The organism is Inquilinus sp. OTU3971 (assembly GCF_038440215.1).
In genome coordinates this window covers 1-17,508 of record NZ_JASATH010000175.1, presented here as the reverse complement: position 1 = coordinate 17,508, position 17,508 = coordinate 1, and the positions used below count along the sequence as shown (strand labels likewise).

General features: G+C 69.9%; 13 protein-coding genes. 3 read left to right on the top strand and 10 right to left on the bottom strand.

The genetic code is table 11. The features are described from left to right. Nucleotides 1–55 precede the first annotated feature (55 nt). The 8 genes from AAHM41_RS31525 to AAHM41_RS31490 form a co-directional block, all read right to left on the bottom strand. Nucleotides 56–1,321, bottom strand: a complete 1,266-nt coding sequence (locus tag AAHM41_RS31525) for a TCR/Tet family MFS transporter (protein WP_342240593.1) — start codon at nucleotides 1,319–1,321, stop codon at nucleotides 56–58. Between the two features lie 6 nt (nucleotides 1,322–1,327). After that, entirely contained in the window at nucleotides 1,328–2,305 is a 978-nt protein-coding gene (locus AAHM41_RS31520; protein WP_342240592.1) for a glycosyltransferase family 2 protein, read from the bottom strand. A gap of 10 nt (nucleotides 2,306–2,315) precedes the next feature. After that, nucleotides 2,316–5,417 (bottom strand): efflux RND transporter permease subunit, encoded by a 3,102-nt coding sequence (locus AAHM41_RS31515; protein ID WP_342240591.1) that lies wholly within the window; start codon nucleotides 5,415–5,417, stop codon nucleotides 2,316–2,318. A 3-nt stretch (nucleotides 5,418–5,420) separates the two neighbouring features. Then, complete coding sequence (locus AAHM41_RS31510) at nucleotides 5,421–6,653, bottom strand: efflux RND transporter periplasmic adaptor subunit (RefSeq protein ID WP_342240590.1); 1,233 nt, start codon at nucleotides 6,651–6,653, stop codon at nucleotides 5,421–5,423. A gap of 15 nt (nucleotides 6,654–6,668) precedes the next feature. Next, complete coding sequence (locus AAHM41_RS31505; RefSeq protein WP_342240589.1) at nucleotides 6,669–7,979, bottom strand: glycosyltransferase; 1,311 nt, start codon at nucleotides 7,977–7,979, stop codon at nucleotides 6,669–6,671. A 48-nt stretch (nucleotides 7,980–8,027) separates the two neighbouring features. Next, entirely contained in the window at nucleotides 8,028–12,368 is a 4,341-nt protein-coding gene (locus AAHM41_RS31500; protein WP_342240588.1) for an amino acid adenylation domain-containing protein, read from the bottom strand. Between the two features lie 49 nt (nucleotides 12,369–12,417). Further along, nucleotides 12,418–12,618 carry an MbtH family protein gene (locus AAHM41_RS31495; protein ID WP_342240587.1) on the bottom strand — a complete coding sequence of 67 codons (201 nt, stop codon included), beginning with the start codon at nucleotides 12,616–12,618 and terminating at the stop codon, nucleotides 12,418–12,420. Between the two features lie 269 nt (nucleotides 12,619–12,887). Then, nucleotides 12,888–13,619, bottom strand: a complete 732-nt coding sequence (locus tag AAHM41_RS31490) for a helix-turn-helix transcriptional regulator (RefSeq protein ID WP_342240586.1) — start codon at nucleotides 13,617–13,619, stop codon at nucleotides 12,888–12,890. Between the two features lie 513 nt (nucleotides 13,620–14,132). Between AAHM41_RS31490 and AAHM41_RS31485 the strand changes: the two genes are divergently transcribed. Beyond that, entirely contained in the window at nucleotides 14,133–14,489 is a 357-nt protein-coding gene (locus AAHM41_RS31485; protein WP_342240585.1) for a hypothetical protein, read from the top strand. A 37-nt stretch (nucleotides 14,490–14,526) separates the two neighbouring features. Here the strand turns inward: AAHM41_RS31485 and AAHM41_RS31480 are convergent, their stop codons facing one another. Further along, entirely contained in the window at nucleotides 14,527–15,111 is a 585-nt protein-coding gene (locus AAHM41_RS31480) for a DNA-3-methyladenine glycosylase (protein ID WP_342240584.1), read from the bottom strand. 130 nt (nucleotides 15,112–15,241) lie between these two features. Here AAHM41_RS31480 and AAHM41_RS31475 point away from each other — a divergent pair, with 130 nt between their 5' ends. Next, the gene (locus AAHM41_RS31475; RefSeq protein ID WP_342240583.1) at nucleotides 15,242–15,571 is read left to right on the top strand and encodes a chorismate mutase; all 330 of its coding nucleotides are present in this window, start codon (nucleotides 15,242–15,244) and stop codon (nucleotides 15,569–15,571) included. A 109-nt stretch (nucleotides 15,572–15,680) separates the two neighbouring features. Then, nucleotides 15,681–16,538: an SDR family NAD(P)-dependent oxidoreductase gene (locus tag AAHM41_RS31470; protein ID WP_342240582.1), complete on the top strand. Its 858-nt coding sequence runs from the start codon at nucleotides 15,681–15,683 to the stop codon at nucleotides 16,536–16,538. A gap of 232 nt (nucleotides 16,539–16,770) precedes the next feature. On the opposite strand, the gene AAHM41_RS31465 is transcribed toward AAHM41_RS31470, so the two are convergent. Then, nucleotides 16,771–17,289: a GNAT family N-acetyltransferase gene (locus AAHM41_RS31465; RefSeq protein WP_342240581.1), complete on the bottom strand. Its 519-nt coding sequence runs from the start codon at nucleotides 17,287–17,289 to the stop codon at nucleotides 16,771–16,773. Nucleotides 17,290–17,508: the final 219 nt, after the last annotated feature.

Below are 17,508 nucleotides of genomic sequence, written 5' to 3'. Positions count from 1 at the left end.
GCCCCGCCCGGCGCCCCCCCCCCCCCCCCCCCCCCCCCCCCCCCCACGGCGGCTGCTATTCCGCCGGCGGCAGGGCCGGCTCCGCATCCGACCGGACGTCCTCCACCCGGGTGATCCGCCAAGCCAGCGCCAGGGCCAACGCCAGAAGCGCCGCCGCCAGGCCGTAGGGCAGGCCGGGCGAATCCAGGCCCGCCGTTGGCGCGATGCCGAGCGCGAAGCTCTGGGTGAACAGCACCGGGCCGATCATGCCGGTGATGCCGCGCAGCCCCGCCAGCGCCCCCTGCAGACGTCCCTGCTCGTCGGCCCCGACCCGGCGCGACATCAGCGCCTGCAGTGCCGGCCCGGTCAGGGCCCATAGCGAGAGCAGCGGGATTGCCGCCAGGAACAGCCAGCCGGTCGGGGCCAGGGCGAACAGGGCGAAGCCGGCAACACCGAAGACCAGCCCCACGGCCATTGTCCGGCGCTCGCCCAGCCGGGCCACGGCCGGGCCGGTCAGGGCCATCGACACCACGATCGCCCCGGCGCCGGCCGCCGCCAGCGACAGCCCGACCGCCGCATCGTCCCAGCCGAAGCGATGGATGGTGTAGAGCACGTAAATGCTGGGTATGGATTCTTGTGCCAGAATCATCAGGAAGGCCGCGCCGGCCAGGCCGAGCAGTGCCGGGGATGAGCGCAGCAGCGCCATGGCGCCGAGGGGGCTGGCACCGGTCCAGGAGAAGCGGGCGCGCCGCTCCGGCGACAGCGATTCCGGCAGGACCAGCAGGCCGTAGGCGGCGTTGGCGAGGCTGAGTGCCGCCGCGGCCCAGAACGGCAGCCTGGGATCGATGCCGGCCAGGAGCCCGCCCAGCGCCGGTCCGGCGATGAAGCCGAAGCCGAAGGCGGCGCCGAGCAGCCCGAACTTGGCGGCGCGCTGCTCCGGCGGCGTCACGTCGGCGACGTAGGCGGCGACGGTCGAGGCGCTGGCGGAACTGATGCCGGAGACCAGCCGCCCGATCAGCAGCCAGGTCAGGTTCGGTGCCAGCGCCATCAGCACGTAGTCGAGGCCGAGGCCGAGATTGGACAGCAGGATCACCGGCCGCCGCCCGAACCGGTCGGACAGCGCGCCCAGCACCGGCGAGGCCAGAAACTGCATCGCCGCCCAGGCCAGGCCGAACAGCCCGGTGATCAACGCCGCCCGCTCCATGTCGCCGCCCTCGAACTCGACGATCAGCCTGGGCAGGACCGGCGCCATCACGCCGAGCGCGAGGGTGTCGAGCAGGATGGTGACGAACACGAAGGCGACCGCGGCGCGGCCCGGTCGGCGCGGGGGCGGGCTGGTCATCTGCATCTAACCACGCCTTCCTTGACCCAGTCTCGGCTCGAGCCGTCGTCGACCGGCCCCATTCGCAAAGCGCGCGGCCAATCGCGGACGTGTATGCTCGATTGGCCCAAGGCGGCCGGACAGCCCGTCCACAACTCCCAGCAATATACCGATAAGCTTGGCGAGCTTGGCGTTCTCAAGAAACGCAATGTAAAAGACTTCCCTCAAGGTGAACAAATTCAGCAGAAATATAACTGGATATCGCCTTCCATGTCGTAATAAAAGCTGAACGCTGTTGCGAGCGTTGTAATAGCGCCGGTACCAGGGGTGATTCAGCGTTATCGTCTTGTATGGACCTAGCTTATGGCGGCGCAGATCCCCGATCCGATGAGACAGCGTCAGCGCCGGGGTGACGTACACCGGGACGCCGCAGGCGCGCGCCCTGAAACAATATTCAGTGTCAACGCAATCAATAAAGAGCTTCTCGTCGAACGAGCCAATCTTCGCAAAGGCCGCGCGTGAGATCACGCAGCCGGAGGAGATCAGAGTTGCACAACGCTGCATGCCGGTATCTTCACGCACGTCAAGCTGTCGCACGGCGATGCCGTTGGTTTCCAGCACGGGGACATATTCTTGAATGGCTTCTTCGAAAATTCGGGGTCCCACCATGAAAGGCTGTGACGCCAGCGTGGTGCAAATTTCGCGCATCACTGGAAAGTAGTTATCTGGCATCACCGAGTCTTGATCGATAAGGGCAACTGCGTCCGCGCCCCGCTCGAACTGAATCTTCAATCCGCGATTGTGGGCTCCAGCGATGCCGTTTCTATTGCCTTCATTGATAAAAGTGATGTCGTGTGCTTCGAACGATATTGCCAGTTGACTGTCGGGTTGCGGTGTATTGTCCACGACGACAAGGTCGTCGCAGTGTCTGCGCAACTTGACGACCCGTGCGATTTGTTCTGCCGTCGGGTGAAATAGCACAACCACTGCGCCAAGCGTTGTCATTTGGTTTCACCTACTCCGCCGGCGGCGCGGCCGGCTCCGGCTCGTCGCGGGCGCCGATGAAGCGGCCGAAGACGCGGCCGAACAGCCGGTTCAGGTCGTCCAGCACGGTGAACACCGCCGGCACGAACACCAGGCTCAGCACGGTCGAGGTGATCAGCCCGCCGATCACCACCGAGGCCATCGGCGAGCGGAAAGCGCCCCCCTCGCCCCAGCCGATCGCCGAGGGCACCATGCCGGCGATCATCGCCAGGGTGGTCATCACCACCGGCCGGGCGCGCTTGCGGCCGGCCTCGATCAGCGCCTCGGTGCGGCCGGTGCCGGCGGCGATCGCCTCGATCGCGAAATCGACCAACAGGATCGCGTTCTTGGTGACGATGCCCAGCAGCATCAGGATGCCGATCACCACCGGCAGGCTGATCGGATAGCCGGTCACCAGCAGCGCCAGGAAGGCGCCGCCGATCGACAGCGGCAGCGACACCAGGATGGTGACCGGCTGGGCGATGTCGGCGAACAGCAGCACCAGCACGGCCAGCACCAGCAGCACCCCGGCGCCCATCGCCAGGGTAAAGCCGGAGAACACCTCCTGCATGATCTCGGCGTCGCCGAAGGGCCGGATGCTGACGCCGGGCGGCAGGTTGCGGACCGAGGGCAGGGCCAGCACCGCGGCCATCGCCTCGCCCAGCGGCGTCTTGCCGACCAGGTCGCCTTCGATCGAGACACGGCGCTGGCGGTCGTAGCGGTCGATGGTGGTGGCGCCCTCGCCGAAGCCGATATGGGCGACCGAGGTCAGCGGCACCTTGCTGCCGGTCGCGGTCGGCACCCGCAGCGTCTCGAAGGTCGCCAGCTTGCCGCGGGCGTTCTCGGCGATCTGCACCCGGATCGGCACCTGCCGGTCGCCGGAGGAGAACTTGGCGAGGTTGGCCGAGATGTCGCCCAGCGTCGCGATCCGCACCGTCTCGGCGATCTGCGCCACCGAGACGCCCAGCGCCGCGGCCTCGGCCAGGCGCGGCACGATGCGGATCTCGGGCCGGTCGATCGCGGCGGTGGAGACGACATTGGCCAGCACCGGCACCTGCTCGCGGATCTCGCGCTCGATGTCGAGCGACGCCTGCACCAGCGTCTCGGAATCATTGCCCGAGAGCAGGAGCGTATATTCCCGCGCCCCGCCGGCGCTGAAGCTGAAGCGCAGGTCGGGCTCGGCGGCGACCTTCGGCCGCATCGCGCTCTCCCACGCCTTCTGGTCCAGGCTGCGCCCGGCCCGCGGCACCAGGGTGGCGACGATGGTCGCCTTGCGCACCTCGCCGCCGGCGACGTCGAGCGGGTTCGCGCCGTCGCCGCCGACCACGGCATAGACGCTCTTCACCTCCGGCTGGGCCCGGAACAGGGTGGCCAGGCGGTCGGCCACGGCCTGAGTGTCCTCCAAGGTCGATCCGGGCGGCAGCTCGATCGAGAGCGAGGAGCGGGAGATGTCGTTGTTCGGCAGGAGGCCGGTCGGGAACAGGCTGGCCAGCGCGGCCGAGGCGACGAAGATGCCGAGGCCGGCCGCGATGGTGCGGCCGCGGTGCCGGATCGACCAGTCCAGCAGCCGCAGATAGGCGCGCATCACCCGGCCGTCGCGCTCCTCCTCATGGCCTTTGTCGCGCATCAGATAGGCCGCCATCAGCGGCGTCACCAGTCGCGCCACCAGGAGCGAGAAGGTGACGGCCACGGCGACGGTGATGCCGAATTGCTTGAAGTACTGGCCGGCGATGCCGCCCATGAAGCTGACCGGCAGGAACACCGCGACGATGGTCATGGTGGTGGCGACCACGGCCAGGCCGATCTCGTCCGCCGCCTGGATCGCGGCGCGGTAGGCCGACTTGCCCATGCGCATGTGGCGGACGATGTTCTCGATCTCGACGATGGCGTCGTCGACCAGGATGCCGGTCGCCAGCGTGATCGCCAGCAGGCTGATCGAGTTCAGCGAGAAGCCCAGCGCCTCCATCACCGCGAAGGTCGGCAGCACCGACAGCGGGATGGCGAGGGCGGAGATGATCGTCGCCCGGATGTCGCGCAGGAACAGGAAGACGACGATGACGGCCAGGATGGCGCCTTCGATCAGCGTCTCCATGGTCATGTCGTAATCGGCGCGGGTGTAGCGCACCAGGTTGTCGATTTCGCTGATCGACAGCTCCGGGTGCTCCACTGTCAGCTGCTGCAGCCGCGCCGCCGCGGCGTCGCCGACGACGACGTCGGAGAAGCCCTTGGACCGGTACAGGCTGAAGGCGACCACCGGCTTGCCGTCGACCCGGGCGAAGCTGCGCGGCTCGGCCCCGCCATCGGTCACGGTGGCCAGGTCCTGCAGCAGCGCCTGACGGCCGCCGGACAGGGCAATACGGCGCTGCGCCAGATCCTCCACCGTCGCCGCCCCTGCCAGGGTCCGGATCGACTGCTCCTGCACGCCGACCGTGCCGCGGCCGCCGGCCAGGTCGATATTGCTGGTGCGCAGCTGGTCGTTGACCTCGGACGCGGTGATGCCCAGCGCCGCCAGCCGGTCCGGCCGCAGATCGACCCGGATCTCGCGGTCGACGCCGCCGATGCGCTTGACCTGGGCGATCCCCGGCACACCCTGCATCGCCCGCACCACCGTGTCGTCGACGAACCAGGACAGCTGGTCGACGCTCATGCCCGGGATCGAGGCGGCATAGGTCAGGATCGGCAGCCCGGCGACATCGATGCGCTGGATCACCGGCTCCTCGATGCTCTGCGGCAGGGTGGAGCGGATCTTGGCCACGGCGTCGCGCACGTCGTTCACCGCCCGGTCGGTCGGCGTCTCCAGCACGAACTCGACCATGGCGACGGCGACGCCGTCGGACAAGGCGGAGGTGACGTGCTTGACCCCGGTCAGTCCGGCGATGGCGTCCTCGACCGGCCGGGCCACCTGGGTCTCCAGCTCGCTCGGCGCCGCGCCGGCCTGGGCGATGGTGACGGTCACCACCGGCACGTCGATATTCGGCATCTGGGTGACCGGCAGCGACCGGAAGCTGACCAGGCCGATCACGATCAGCACCGCGAACAGCACCAGCGGCGGGATCGGCTTGCGGATCGACCAGGCCGAGATGTTCAGCGCCATGGTCTACCCCGCCGCCGCGGCGGCGACCGGCGGCGACACCGGGGCGATGCGGTCGCCGGAGCGCAGGAAGCTGCCGGCGCGCAGCACCACCGCCTCGCCCTCGGCCAGGCCGCGGCGGATCTCCACCCTTCCGTCGCCGACGAAGCCGGTCTCGACCGGGCGGCGGTCGATCACGTTGCCGTCGCGGACGGCCTGGACATAGGCGCCGTCGGCGCTGAAGAACACCGCCGACAGCGGCACGGTCAGCGCCTTTCGGCGGCCGGTCTCGATCGACCCTTGGGCGAAGACGCCGGGGCGCAGCCCGGGCTCGGCCGGCAGGGTGACGGCGACGCGCCCGAGCCGGCTGGTGGCGTCGACCGTCGGGTCGACCAGCCGCACCGTGCCGCGCACCGGCCGGTCGAAGCCGGTCAGCTGCAGCTCGACGGACTGGCCGATGGCGACCCGCGGCATGCCGGTCTCGGTCACCTCGGCCCGGAACTCGACCTCGCCGTCGCGGATCAACCGGAACAGCGGCTGGCTCGACATCCCGACCACGGCGCCGATCCGGGCCTGTCGTTCCGACACCACGCCGGCCACCGGCGCCTTGATCTCGGACCGGGCGATGCGCAGCGCGACATCGTCCCGCTGCGCCTGAGCCAGCGCCTTGTCGGCCACGGCCGAGTGGGCGGTCTGCTGGGCCGAGGCGATGCGGGCCTCGGCGACCTTGACCTCGGTCTGCCGCGCCAGCAGCTGCTCGGCCGAGGCGTTGCCGTTGCCGCGCAGCGTCTGGGTCCGCTCCAGCGAGGCCTGGGACTGGATGGCCGAGGCCTGGGCTTCGGCGATCGAGGCCTGGGCCTGCTGGATCGCGGCCTCGGCCTTGGCGATGTTGGCGTCGCTCTGGGCCAGCTGAGTGTCCAGCTGGGCGTGGTCCAGTCGGGCCAGCACCTGGCCAGCGCCGACCCGGTCGCCGACATCGGCGTCGATCGTGACGATGCGCAGGCCGTCGACCTCGGCCCCGACCAGCACCTCCTCGCGCGCCATCAGCGTGCCGGTCACGGCCAGGGTGTCGACCACCTCGTGCAGCTCGGCCCGGGCGATTGTGGTCACCGGGGCCGGGGTGGCGGGATCGCCGGACGGCTGTCCGACTCGGTCGGAGGCCAGGATGCGCCAGCCGCCGGCCACCACCGAAAGGCCGATTACCGCCAGAGCCAGGAGGCCGAGGCGGTGGGAACGCCAGGGGAGGCGAACACCATTCATTACCGGATCTCCCGCTCAGGCCGATTTGCGGCGCTCTTGACGGGGGACCAGATCCTCCAGGATTGCGGCGATTTCCCGGCGGGCGTCGTGGCGCGCGAAATCGGCCTGCAGCGCCTGGGCCCGGCGGCGGTAGCGCGGGTCGGACAGGACGGTGCGGACCGCGTCGCGCAGCTGCTCCGGCCGCGGCTGGCCGGTGCCGAGATTGATCCCGGCCCCGCTCCAGGCCACGCGGGCCGCGATCTCCGGCTTCTCCTCGGTGTCCCCCGCCACCACGATCGGGACGCCGAGGCTGAGGGCGTAGTTGACCGAGCCATAGCCGCCATTGGTGACCAACACGTCGACCTTGGGCAACAGCCGATCATAGGGCACGAAGCGCTCGGCGCGGGCATTCGCCGGGATCGGCACCGGAATCGTCTCGACCGGCGGGCCGCCGGTGGTGGCGATGACCAGCGCGTCCTCGCCGGCAAGCCCGGTCAGGGCCGGGCCGATCAGCTGGCCGAAATCCTCGTTTGCCAGCGTGCCCTGGGTGGCCAGCACCACCGGCCGGCCGCCGTCCAGCTCGCCCCACCAGCCGGGCGCCTGGAAGGCCTTGGTCGGCGGCGCCAGCAGGGGGCCGACGAAGCGCACCGTCTCCGGCAGGTCGCTGCGCGGATACTCGAAGGATTCGCCGGTCAGCTGCAGGTAGAAGTCGGGCAGGATGATGAAGCTGTCGAACATGAATTCCGGCAGCGGCGGGCAGCCGATCGACGCCAGCGCCTTGTCGAACCCCTGCTGCATGCCGGCGCATAGGGTCTGCATGGTCCGGTGCATGGCGATGTTGCGGGCCCGGCCCTCCGGAGTCGAGGAGGGCGGCAGCCCCGAACCGAAAAAGGCGGTGTCGACGCTGGTGGCGGCCAGCGCGGTGATGCCGAGCGTGACCACCGCCGGCCGCGCCTCGCGCGGGCCCAGCAGCATCGGCACGGCACCGGCGAAGACCGTGTCGCCCAGGATGGCGTCGGCCGGGAAGCCGCTCAGGATCTCCTCCAGCCCGGCCTTCTGGCCGATCATCGCGTCGCAGACGAAGTGCTTCAGCCCGACCATCATCTTCTCGGGGCCGGGCTGCGCCTCGCGGTAATCCGGGAAATGCTCGTCGACCCGGCGGTAATCGAGATCGATCTCGCTGCGGAACGGGGCGAAGCGCGCCCCGGTCGCCTCGGCCTTCTCCCGGAACGGGCTGGCGGTGTGCACGACGACCTCGTGGCCCAGGCCGACAAGATGATGCGCGATCCCGAGCAACGGCGAGACGTGCCCCGGCAGGGCGGTCGCGGCGACGATGAAACGGGCCATATCGGTCCTTCCGCCGGGCGGCGCTGTGCCGCCCGGCCTTGCTGCAGGTCACTCGGCGGCGACGGGGGTCGGCTCCGGCATCCAGGCTTCGTTCGCCTCGACCGGGTCCACGATCTTCAGGTTGCGCAGGTAGCGCTCGATCAGGTCCAGCCCGACCGGCGGGATGGTGCCGCCGACCTCCGCCAGCCGCGCATGGGTGGCGTCGAAGGACAGGGTCGGCAGGGCCAGCGACGTATCGTATTCGCCGAAGATCGAGAGCACGGTGGCGAGATCGTGGTCGCGGCTGTCGAGCCGGTTCAGCTGCGCCTGCTCCAGCCAGGGCGCCAGCGGCAGCAGCTCGATCTGCAGCCCCAGCCGCCGGAGGATCGGCACCATGTCGCGCAGATGGACGGTGCCCTGGCTGACCAGGTGGTAGACGCCGCCCCAAGGCTTGTCGCTGCGCGCCAGCCGCAGCATCGCGTCGGCGATGTCGTCAGCCGGGGTCATCGGCAGGTGGATGTCGGGGACGGCGCCGAGGCCGGCCGAGGCCCGCACCACCCGCCAGATCATGTCGCGGTCGTTGCACAGCGCGGAGAGGCGGTCGCCGGTGACGGTGCCCAGCCGATACACCGCCACCGGCAGGCCGCGCGCCTGGGCCTGCCGCACCAGCGTGTCGCCGACCCATTTGCTCTGGCTGTAGCCGCCGACCAGCCCGCGCCAGCTCTCCAGCGCCGACGCCTCGGTGATCAGCACCGGGCCGCTGGCCGGGTCGATCACCGACTGGGTCGAGACATAGTGCAGGGCCTTCGGCCGGCCGGTCGCGGTCCAGCCGATCAGCGTCCGCACCGCGTCGACATTGGGCCCCTTGAGGGCGGCATAGCCCTGCAGGAAGTCGATCATCGCGCCGCAGTGGAAGATGGCGTCGCACTCGTCGCGGATGACGGCGATCTCGTGCTCGCCGAGGCCGAGATCCGGCTCGCCCATATCGCCCATCAGGATCTCGATGCGGTGCTCGTCCCACAGCTCGGACAGGCCGCGCTCCGCCAGGGTCCGGCGCAGCCGGGTCCGGGCCGCGCCCCGGCTCATCGCCCGCACCAGGCAGACGATGCGGGCGTCGGTGTCGCGCAGCAGCGTGGCGAGGATCTGGCTGCCGACGAAGCCGGTGGCGCCGGTCAGGAATGCCTGCTCGAATTCGACCGGCGGCAGCGTCGCCTGCGGCTGGATCCCGTCGTCGAGGCGGGCGTCGGCGGCGAGGTCGAGCGAGGCGGCGGCGAGGCCGTCGCCGAGGGCCTGGTCGACCTTGCCGGCGAGGCCGGCGATGGTCGAGACCTCGAACACCATGGCCAGCGGCAGGTCGACGGCGAAGGTGGCTTTCACCCGGCCGATCAGCTGCGCCACCAGCATGGAATGGCCGCCGAGCTCGAAGAAATTGTCCTCGACGCCGACCCGCTCCAGCCCGAAGGTCTCGGCCCAGATCGCCGCCAGGGTCGCCTCGGTCGGCGTCCGCGGCGCGACGTAGCCGGCGGAGGACTGCCGCTCCGGCGCCGGCAGCGCCTTGCGATCCAGCTTGCCGCTCGGGGTCAGCGGCAGGGCGTCCAGCGCGGTGAAGGTGGCCGGCACCATGTAGTCGGGCAGCCGCAGCGCCAGATCGTGCCGCAGCGCCGCCGGCTCCAGCATCGCGCCGGGCTCGAGCACCACATAGGCGGCCAGATACGGGTCGCCCGACCGGTCCTCGCGGGCGACCACCGCCGCCTGGACCACGGTATCGCTGCGGATCAGCGCCGCCTCGATCTCGCCCAGCTCGATGCGGAAGCCGCGCAGCTTGACCTGGTGGTCGATGCGCCCGAGGAAGTCGAGGGTGCCGTCGGCCCGCCAGCGCACCAGGTCGCCGGTGCGGTACATCCGGCTGCCGGGCGGGCCGTAGGGGTTGGCGACGAAGCGCTCGGCCGTCAGCATCGACCGGTTGATGTAGCCGCGGGCGAGGTTGGCCCCGGCCAGGTACAGCTCGCCGCTGACGCCGACCGGGACCGGCTGCAGCCCGGGGTCGAGCACGTAGAGCTGGGTGTTCCAGATCGGCCGCCCCAGCGGCACCGGGCCGGGCTCGGCGTCGCGGCGGCACTCCCAATAGGTCACGTCGACCGCGGCCTCCGTCGGCCCGTACAGGTTGTGCAGCGGCACCGCCAGCGTCGCGTGGAACTGGGTCTGCAGGTCCTCGGGCAAGGCCTCGCCGCTGCAGAAGACGCGCCGCAGCCCGGTGCAGCCGGCCGCTTCCGGCTCCTGCAGGAAGGCGCGCAGCATCGAGGGGACGAAATGGAGGGTGGTGATCCGCTCGTCGCGGATCAGCCGGGCCAGATAGGCCGGGTCGCGGTGCCCGCCGGGCCGGGCCACCACCAGGGCGGCGCCCTGGATCAGCGGCCAGAAGAACTCCCAGACCGAGACGTCGAAGCCGGACGGCGTCTTCTGCAGCACCCGGTCATCGGCCGTCAGGCCGTATTCGGCCTGCATCCAGCGCAGCCGGTTGACGATGGCGCCGTGCGACACGGCAACGCCCTTCGGCCGGCCGGTCGAGCCCGAGGTGTAGATCACATAGGCGGGATGCAGCGGCGACAGCCTGACGGCCTCAAGGCCGGACGGGTCGGCCGCGGCCAGCTCGGCCCCCACCTCCGCCGTGTCGAGCACCAGGCAGTCGGCATCGTCCGGCACCACCCAGGCGAAGTCCCGGTTGGTCACCACCGTGACCGGCCGGGCGTCGCCGAGCATGAAGGCGATGCGGTCCAGCGGATAGTCGGGGTCGATCGGCAGATAGGCGGCGCCGCTCTTGAGGATCGCGAGCAGGCCGACGACCAGCTCGACCGACCGCGGCAGCGCCACGGCGACGATCCGCTCCGGCCCGGCGCCGCGCGCGGCCAGCAGCCGGGCCAGGCGGTTGGCGCGGGCGTCGAGCTCGGCATAGCTCAGCTCGTCCCGCTCGAACACCAGTGCGGTCGCGGCCGGCGCCGTCCGGGCCTGGGCGTCAAGCAGCGCGGTCAGCGTGTCCGGCTCGACCGGCCGGTCGGTCCGGTTCCAATCCACCAGCAGCCGCTGCCGCTCCTCCGGGGCCAGGAGGTCGATCCCGCCGATCGACCGGCCGGGGTCGGCGACGACCGAACGGACCAGGCGCAGCAGGCGCTCGCGGTGGCCGGCCAGCTCCTCGGCCGTGTACAGCGCCGAATTGGCGTCCAGGTCGATGCACAGGCCCTTGTCGTCACCGCGGTCGTAGATGAAGACCCCGAGATTGTTGGTCGACCCGTTCGACAGGTTCTGCGGCGTCATCGGCAGGCCGCCGAAGCGCAGGTCGTAGTCGAAGGGCTCGATGTTGACCAGCATCGTGAACAGCTGCTGGTTGTTGGGCAGCAGGTTCAGGTCGCGCCGCATGTCCTCGTAGCGGTACTGCTGGTGCCGCAGGCACTGGCGGACCTCGGTGCCGACCTGGCGGATCACGTCCTGCATGGTCAGCGCCGGGTCCATCCGCAGCCGCAGCGGCACGGCGTTGGCCAGCATCGCCGGGGTGCGCCGCATCCGGGCATTGGCCCGCGCGGTGACGGTGAGGCCGACGATCAGGTCCTCGGCCCCGGTCATGCGGTAGAGATAGGTGGTGGTCAGGGCGATCAGGATCTGCGGCAGGCTGGCGCCGATGGACTGCGCCAGGGCGCGCAGGGACGCCACCAGGCCCGGCTCCATGAAGGACCGGTCGCGCAGCAGGTCGCCGGATGCCAGCCGGCGGTGCGACAGCGTGATCGGCGACGGCGTGTCGGCGAAGCGCTCCATCCAGTAGTCGCGGTCGCGGACGAAGCGGTCGGAGCCGCGATAGGACGCCTCCTCCGCCAGCACCTCGGCCAGCGAGCCGAACGCGGTGGCGTCGCTCGGCGGCCGATCCTCGACCAGGGCGGTGTACAGCTCGGCGACGCGGCGGGTGCACAGCCCGCCGGACAGGCCGTCCATCAGCAAATGGTGGACGCGGTGGTACCAGATGAAGGATTCGTCCGCGATCTTGAGCACGGCGGAGTACCACAGCTCGTCGGTCAGCGGGTCGAGCGGCCGGGCGTAGTCCGCCTTCATCCAGCGGCCGGCGGCGTCCCGCGGGTCCGGCTCGGCGCTGAAATCGATGAACGGGATGTCGCCTTCGTATTCGCGCCGGATCACCTGCCGCGGGCCATCGCCGCCCTCGACGAAGCGGATGCGCAGCGCCTCGGCCTCCCGCGTCAGCTGCCGCAGCGCCGCCTGCATCAGGCCGGCGTCGAGCGGGCCGTGGATCTCGATCGCCTCGGCGAGGTTGAACTCGATCTCGGGCATGAACTTCTGCGCCAGCCACATGCCGGTCTGGGCCGTCGTCAGGGGCAGTGAAGCGCTGCCGAAATCGATGCTGTCCATGGCTCAACTCGCTCGCAGAATAAAAAGGGAGGCCGTCCGCAGGCGGTGGTCACCGACCGGCCAGCGATGCCGGTCGCAGATCGGTCCAATGGCTGTCGATATGGTCCTGGCAGGACGGGCGGGCGGCGTCGCGCAGCACCGCAGTCCAGCCGGCCGGGACCGGGATGAAGGCAGGCCACAGCGAATGCTGCCCCTCGTCGTTGACCAGGACGTGGAAGCGGCCCTCCGGATTGTCGAAAACGCTGCTCATATCCAGGCTCCCCGATGCCCACGCGCGGCAGCATGGCCGGCACAAATTGGCGCAAGGACTCGATTTGAAATCCTTCGAGGCCCGGCGGCGCTGCCGCGGCCGGTGCCTTCGGTAACGATCGCGATCCCCACGCCGCCTCGCTCCGCCGGGCCAGGCTGACACAAGTCAGACGGGTGTCAGCCTGGCACCACAGCTCAATGAGTTCTAACCGCGCGAAGCTTCGTTCGAATCGAAAGCTGTCGGGAGCTGTATAGGTTTACAGGTTTCGCTCAGGCGCAGATGATGATGTCATGCATCATCCCTCTGGCGATCGCTTGTGACAGTGTTGCGACACCGAATTTCTGCTTCGCATTCTCGGTGTGGAACACCACGGTGCGGCGGCTGATGCTCATGATCTCGGCGATATCGGACGCGCTCTTGCCCTTGGCCGCCCATTGCAGGCAGTCGATCTCCCGCGGCGTCAGCGCCGGCCGCGTCTCGGGCTCGGGCCGCTCATCCTGGCGCAGCCGGGCATGCAGATGCAGCGCGACCAGGTGCAGCGCATGCTGGTGCCGGTCGATGCAGCCCTGGAAATCCGGCTCGGTGCCGAACTCGGCCAGAGTCAGGCTGGACGCACGGCCCTGGCGGTCATGGATCGGGATGGTCACGCCGCGCCGGATGCCGGCCTCCGCCGCCTCGTCCAGGAAGCATTTCAGCCGCCGCGAGATCGGCTGCCGCGGCGATTTCAGCGACTCGATCGTCCAGTTGAAGGGCAGCATGGTGCCGACCGCGCGCGCGATCACCGGATCGATGCGGTCGTAGCGGTGCTCGCCGTAGCGTTCGACCCAGTCCGCGGGATAGGTCGTCAGCATCAGCGGCATGTCGTCTTCCCCCGACGGGAAGCTGACATAGGCAAAGTGTCTCAGCCCATACCCCCGGACCGTCTGCTCCAACAGATCTCCCACCCCCAGCCGACCGATGGCCGGGAGGTGTAGGATGAAATTCTGAAAAATTTGATCCATTTGCCCCTCACCCCGCATCGTGCTCTACCAGGGGTTCCCCCTTTCTTGATAATTTTATTTGTTATTATTGGGTTTTTCTGGGTCGCATTAAGTCACGACGATTGGGCTCATCGTATTTCTATTCGGCGGATACCGCAAAGAAGATTCGCATAAGGTTGTATGGCGCACCGGCTGCGGCAAGCCGCCGCGGCATCCCGTCCCAGCGCCCGGCCAGACTGCTCCATCCCCGAACCGGATGAAATCGCGTCACGGCGACGGAAATCTCGATTCGTGGACGTTTGATGTCAGTCAATCTGCATAACATAGCAGGTATACTTGCGACATCTGAGTGGTAGGAATGAGTTCTGTCGGCCGATTTCTGCAAATCGACCGGCCCGATGCCAGGATCGCCGGATTTTGCCGGATAGATTCTTTCCATGTTCGAAGAAGAATCTCACCTGGTCGAGGTCGTTTGGCGAAGTCGGGGTCCTGGCGGCGGTAATCAGAAATCCTTCCTTCACACAGGAGACGTTCATGAGCGGTATCCTTGATCTGACCGGCCTTCTCGGCGGCGTATTGCACGATGTCGGCGATGTGATGGGCGGCGCGGTCGCCGGCGTCGGCAGCACGGTCGGCACGGCGGTGGGCGAGACCGGCGAGATCGTCGGCGGCGTGGTGAGCGGTGTCGGCGCGGTCGTCGGCGACGCGCTGGGCGACGTGGTCGGTGGCGCCACCTCGGCCGTCGGTTCGGTGCTCGAGGGCACGCAGTCGGCCGTCGGCGACGTCGTCGGCGGCGTGGGTGAGGCGGTCGGCCATGTGGCCGATGGCGTCGGCGACGCGCTGGGCAGCGTGCTCGGCGGCCTGTTCGGCCACATCGACTTCAACCTCTGAGCGGTCCAGGCCGGGGCAGGGGCCCTGTCCCGGCCTCTCAGCGGAACGGACGGCTGAGGAAGGGCGATCCAGCCAGGCCGAAGCGCCAGGGCGTGTCGACGCCCCGGGTGAGGCCGATGCGCGGCCCGACCGCGATCGCCGGTTCCGCCTCGGTGCGCGGCAGCAGCCGGAAGGGCGGCTCGTGCAGCGGCAGTCCGGTCATCGCCCCGGTGACGGCCAGCGCCTGGGCCAGCCGTCCGGGGCCCGCGCACAGCAGGCGCAGCGCGTCCAGCCCGCGCCGTGTCCGCATGATCTCGATCCTCTCGGCCGGCGCGATCGCCCGGATCAGCACGGCGCTGCCCGGCTGGGTGGCGTCGCACACCAGGTTCAGGCACCAGTGCAGCCCGTAGGACCGGTAGACATAGGCGTGGCCGACCGGCCCGAACATCGGGGCGTTGCGTGGGGTCGGCCCGGCGAAGGCGTGCGATGCCGGGTCCTTGCGATCATAGGCCTCGGTCTCGACCACCACGCCGCCGACGCCGTCCACCAGCAGGGTCGTGCCGATCAGGGCGCGGGCGACGCTCGGCGCATCCGCGGCGAAGGCGGTGCGATCCAGCGGAACCGGGGCGGGCGCATCGGGCATCCGGCCTCTCTCCGCGACCGCGGCGCCCTGCGCAAGCGGAATCCGCCGCTTTGCCGCAGCCTTGGGCTGCCGGCTTGGCCGGGCGGAATGGCTGCCGTATGGTCGGACCTTTCCGGAGCCAGGTGACCCGATGGACCAGAACGCCGACACGAAGCCACAGGCCACGCCCGCCATCCCGCCCGAGCTGGCGGAGCTGCGCAGCAGCATCGACAACATCGACGCGGCCCTCGTGCATCTGCTGGCCGAGCGCTTCAAATGCACCCAGAAGGTCGGGCGGCTGAAGGCCACGGTCGGCCTGCCGCCGGCCGATCCGGGCCGCGAGGCGGCGCAGATCGCGCGGCTGCGCCGGCTGGCCGAGGACTCGCATCTCGACCCGGACTTCGCCGAGAAGTTCCTGGCCTTCATCGTCGCCGAGGTGATCCGCCACCACGAAGCGATCCGCAACGGCGCCCGGGAGTAGGCTCCCCCCGCTTGCCGGCCGGGCCCGGCCGACCCAGATCACTGAGGCCGGCCACCCGGCCCTCGATCCCCCGGCCGTCGACCCCCGGGTCATCTCCAAGGAGTCTTCCATGCCCACCCATCCCGCGATCCGGGCCGGCCGCGTCGCCGTCGTCACCGGTGCCGCCGGCGGCATCGGCCTCGCCGCCGCCAAGCGCTTCGCCTCGATCGGCCTCAAGGTCGTGCTCGCCGACCTGCCCGGCGAGGCGCTTGACCGCGCTGCCGGCGAGGTGGCGGAGCTCGCCGCCGGCGGCGCCCCGGACATCCGTGCCGTGCCGACCGACGTGTCGCGGCACGAGCAGGTCGAGGCGCTGCGCGACGCCGCCCTCTCGGCCTTCGGCGAGGTCGCGGTGCTGATGAACAATGCAGGCATCGGCCAGGGCGGCGGCCCGTGGGAGAATTACGACCGCTGGCGCCGGCTGCTCGACGTCAACCTCTACGGCGTGATTCATGGCGTGCAGGTCTTCGCCCCGGTCATGATCGAGCGGGGCGGCGACGGGCTGATCGTCAACACCGGCTCGAAGCAGGGCATCACCACCCCTCCGGGCGACACCGCCTACAACGTCTCCAAGGCCGGGGTGAAGGTGCTGACCGAGGGGCTGGCGCATGCGCTGCGCGAGACCGAGGGCTGCCGCGTCACCGCGCATCTCCTGATCCCGGGCTACACCTTCACTGGCATCACCGCCCGCGGCGCCACCGAGAAGCCGGCGGCGGCCTGGAGCGCGGAGCAGGTGGTGGAGTTCATGCTCGACGGCCTCGGCCGCGGCGACTTCTACATCCTCTGCCCGGACAACGACGTCACCCGGACGATGGACGAGAAGCGCATCCGCTGGGCGGCGGAGGACATCATCCGCAACCGCCCCGCCCTGTCGCGCTGGCACCGCGACCACAAGGACGCTTTCGCCGCCTATATGGCGCGGCGGGACTGACCGCAGCCGCGTCGCCCCGGGCTCGTTCCCCGGGGCGGCGACCGGCCGTAAGATCGATCACAGTCTCGGGAACTTTTGCGCTCGTTAGTTGCACGCTTAAGTAGGACAAAAGCTTTCGTCTTGCGCCTATAGGTAATCGATTCTAAGATTTAAGTCCCAGTCTGGTTCCATGACAGGCATTTTATCGTCCTTCGTATTTTTCATCGGGGACCAGGCTGGGGCTTTGCGTTCCTCAACCCGACAATCCCGGCCGGTCCAACGGCACCGGCTTGCTCATATAGACGGTGGTGCCTTCCAGGAACGGCTCCTCCCGGTCCACCGCGAAGCCGGCGCGGGCGTAGAGGTCGACATTCCCGGCGAAGCGCGGATTGGTGTACAGCCGCAGCAGCGGCCGCCCCAGCTCCGCCGCCAGCGCCTCGGCATGGGCCAGCAGGCGCCGGCCGTGGCCGCGGCGCTGGGCCTCGGGCGCCACCGCCAGGTTCTTGATCAGCAGGTGGTCGCCGCGGTCGATGATCTCGATCAGCGCCACCAGGTCGTCGCCCTCGAGCAGCAGATCGATCCGGTGCTCGCGCACGGCCTGGTCGTAGTCGACAGTCATCGGCTTCGGCTCGCGGCCGATCACCGGCACCCATTTGGCATAGGCGGCGCGGGTCAGCGTCCGGACGGCGTCGGCGTCGGCGGCAATGGCCCGGCGAATCCGGGGCTCGGTCGTTGCCTGGTGGGCCTGCGGGTCGAGGGCGGGCTGGCTCATGGTCTGAGGTCCTTCGGGGGGCAGGGCGGCCGGCAAGAAAAAACCCGCCGGTCGGGGACGGCGGGTTGCGGTGGTCGGGATCCGGTTGGGATCAGCCGGGACGGGTCCCGGCGGCTCCCCCGCCTCTCCCGGCGCACCGCAGCGCCCCGGTCGGCGAAGGGCGCCCACGGGGAGTTGGGGCGCCCCCCGGCCCGGGCGGCCGAGGGGGCCGGCGGTTTG

What these genes read in the sequence shown, in the direction of transcription:
- AAHM41_RS31500 (WP_342240588.1), bottom strand. Translation starts at nt 12,368, where the DNA reads ATGGACAGCATCGATTTCGGCAGCGCTTCACTGCCCCTGACGACGGCC.
- AAHM41_RS31525 (WP_342240593.1), bottom strand. Translation starts at nt 1,321, where the DNA reads ATGACCAGCCCGCCCCCGCGCCGACCGGGCCGCGCCGCGGTCGCCTTC.
- AAHM41_RS31510 (WP_342240590.1), bottom strand. Translation starts at nt 6,653, where the DNA reads ATGAATGGTGTTCGCCTCCCCTGGCGTTCCCACCGCCTCGGCCTCCTG.
- AAHM41_RS31515 (WP_342240591.1), bottom strand. Translation starts at nt 5,417, where the DNA reads ATGGCGCTGAACATCTCGGCCTGGTCGATCCGCAAGCCGATCCCGCCG.
- AAHM41_RS31495 (WP_342240587.1), bottom strand. Translation starts at nt 12,618, where the DNA reads ATGAGCAGCGTTTTCGACAATCCGGAGGGCCGCTTCCACGTCCTGGTC.
- AAHM41_RS31465 (WP_342240581.1), bottom strand. Translation starts at nt 17,289, where the DNA reads ATGAGCCAGCCCGCCCTCGACCCGCAGGCCCACCAGGCAACGACCGAG.
- AAHM41_RS31480 (WP_342240584.1), bottom strand. Translation starts at nt 15,111, where the DNA reads ATGCCCGATGCGCCCGCCCCGGTTCCGCTGGATCGCACCGCCTTCGCC.
- AAHM41_RS31490 (WP_342240586.1), bottom strand. Translation starts at nt 13,619, where the DNA reads ATGGATCAAATTTTTCAGAATTTCATCCTACACCTCCCGGCCATCGGT.
- AAHM41_RS31505 (WP_342240589.1), bottom strand. Translation starts at nt 7,979, where the DNA reads ATGGCCCGTTTCATCGTCGCCGCGACCGCCCTGCCGGGGCACGTCTCG.
- AAHM41_RS31470 (WP_342240582.1), top strand. Translation starts at nt 15,681, where the DNA reads ATGCCCACCCATCCCGCGATCCGGGCCGGCCGCGTCGCCGTCGTCACC.
- AAHM41_RS31475 (WP_342240583.1), top strand. Translation starts at nt 15,242, where the DNA reads ATGGACCAGAACGCCGACACGAAGCCACAGGCCACGCCCGCCATCCCG.
- AAHM41_RS31520 (WP_342240592.1), bottom strand. Translation starts at nt 2,305, where the DNA reads ATGACAACGCTTGGCGCAGTGGTTGTGCTATTTCACCCGACGGCAGAA.
- AAHM41_RS31485 (WP_342240585.1), top strand. Translation starts at nt 14,133, where the DNA reads ATGAGCGGTATCCTTGATCTGACCGGCCTTCTCGGCGGCGTATTGCAC.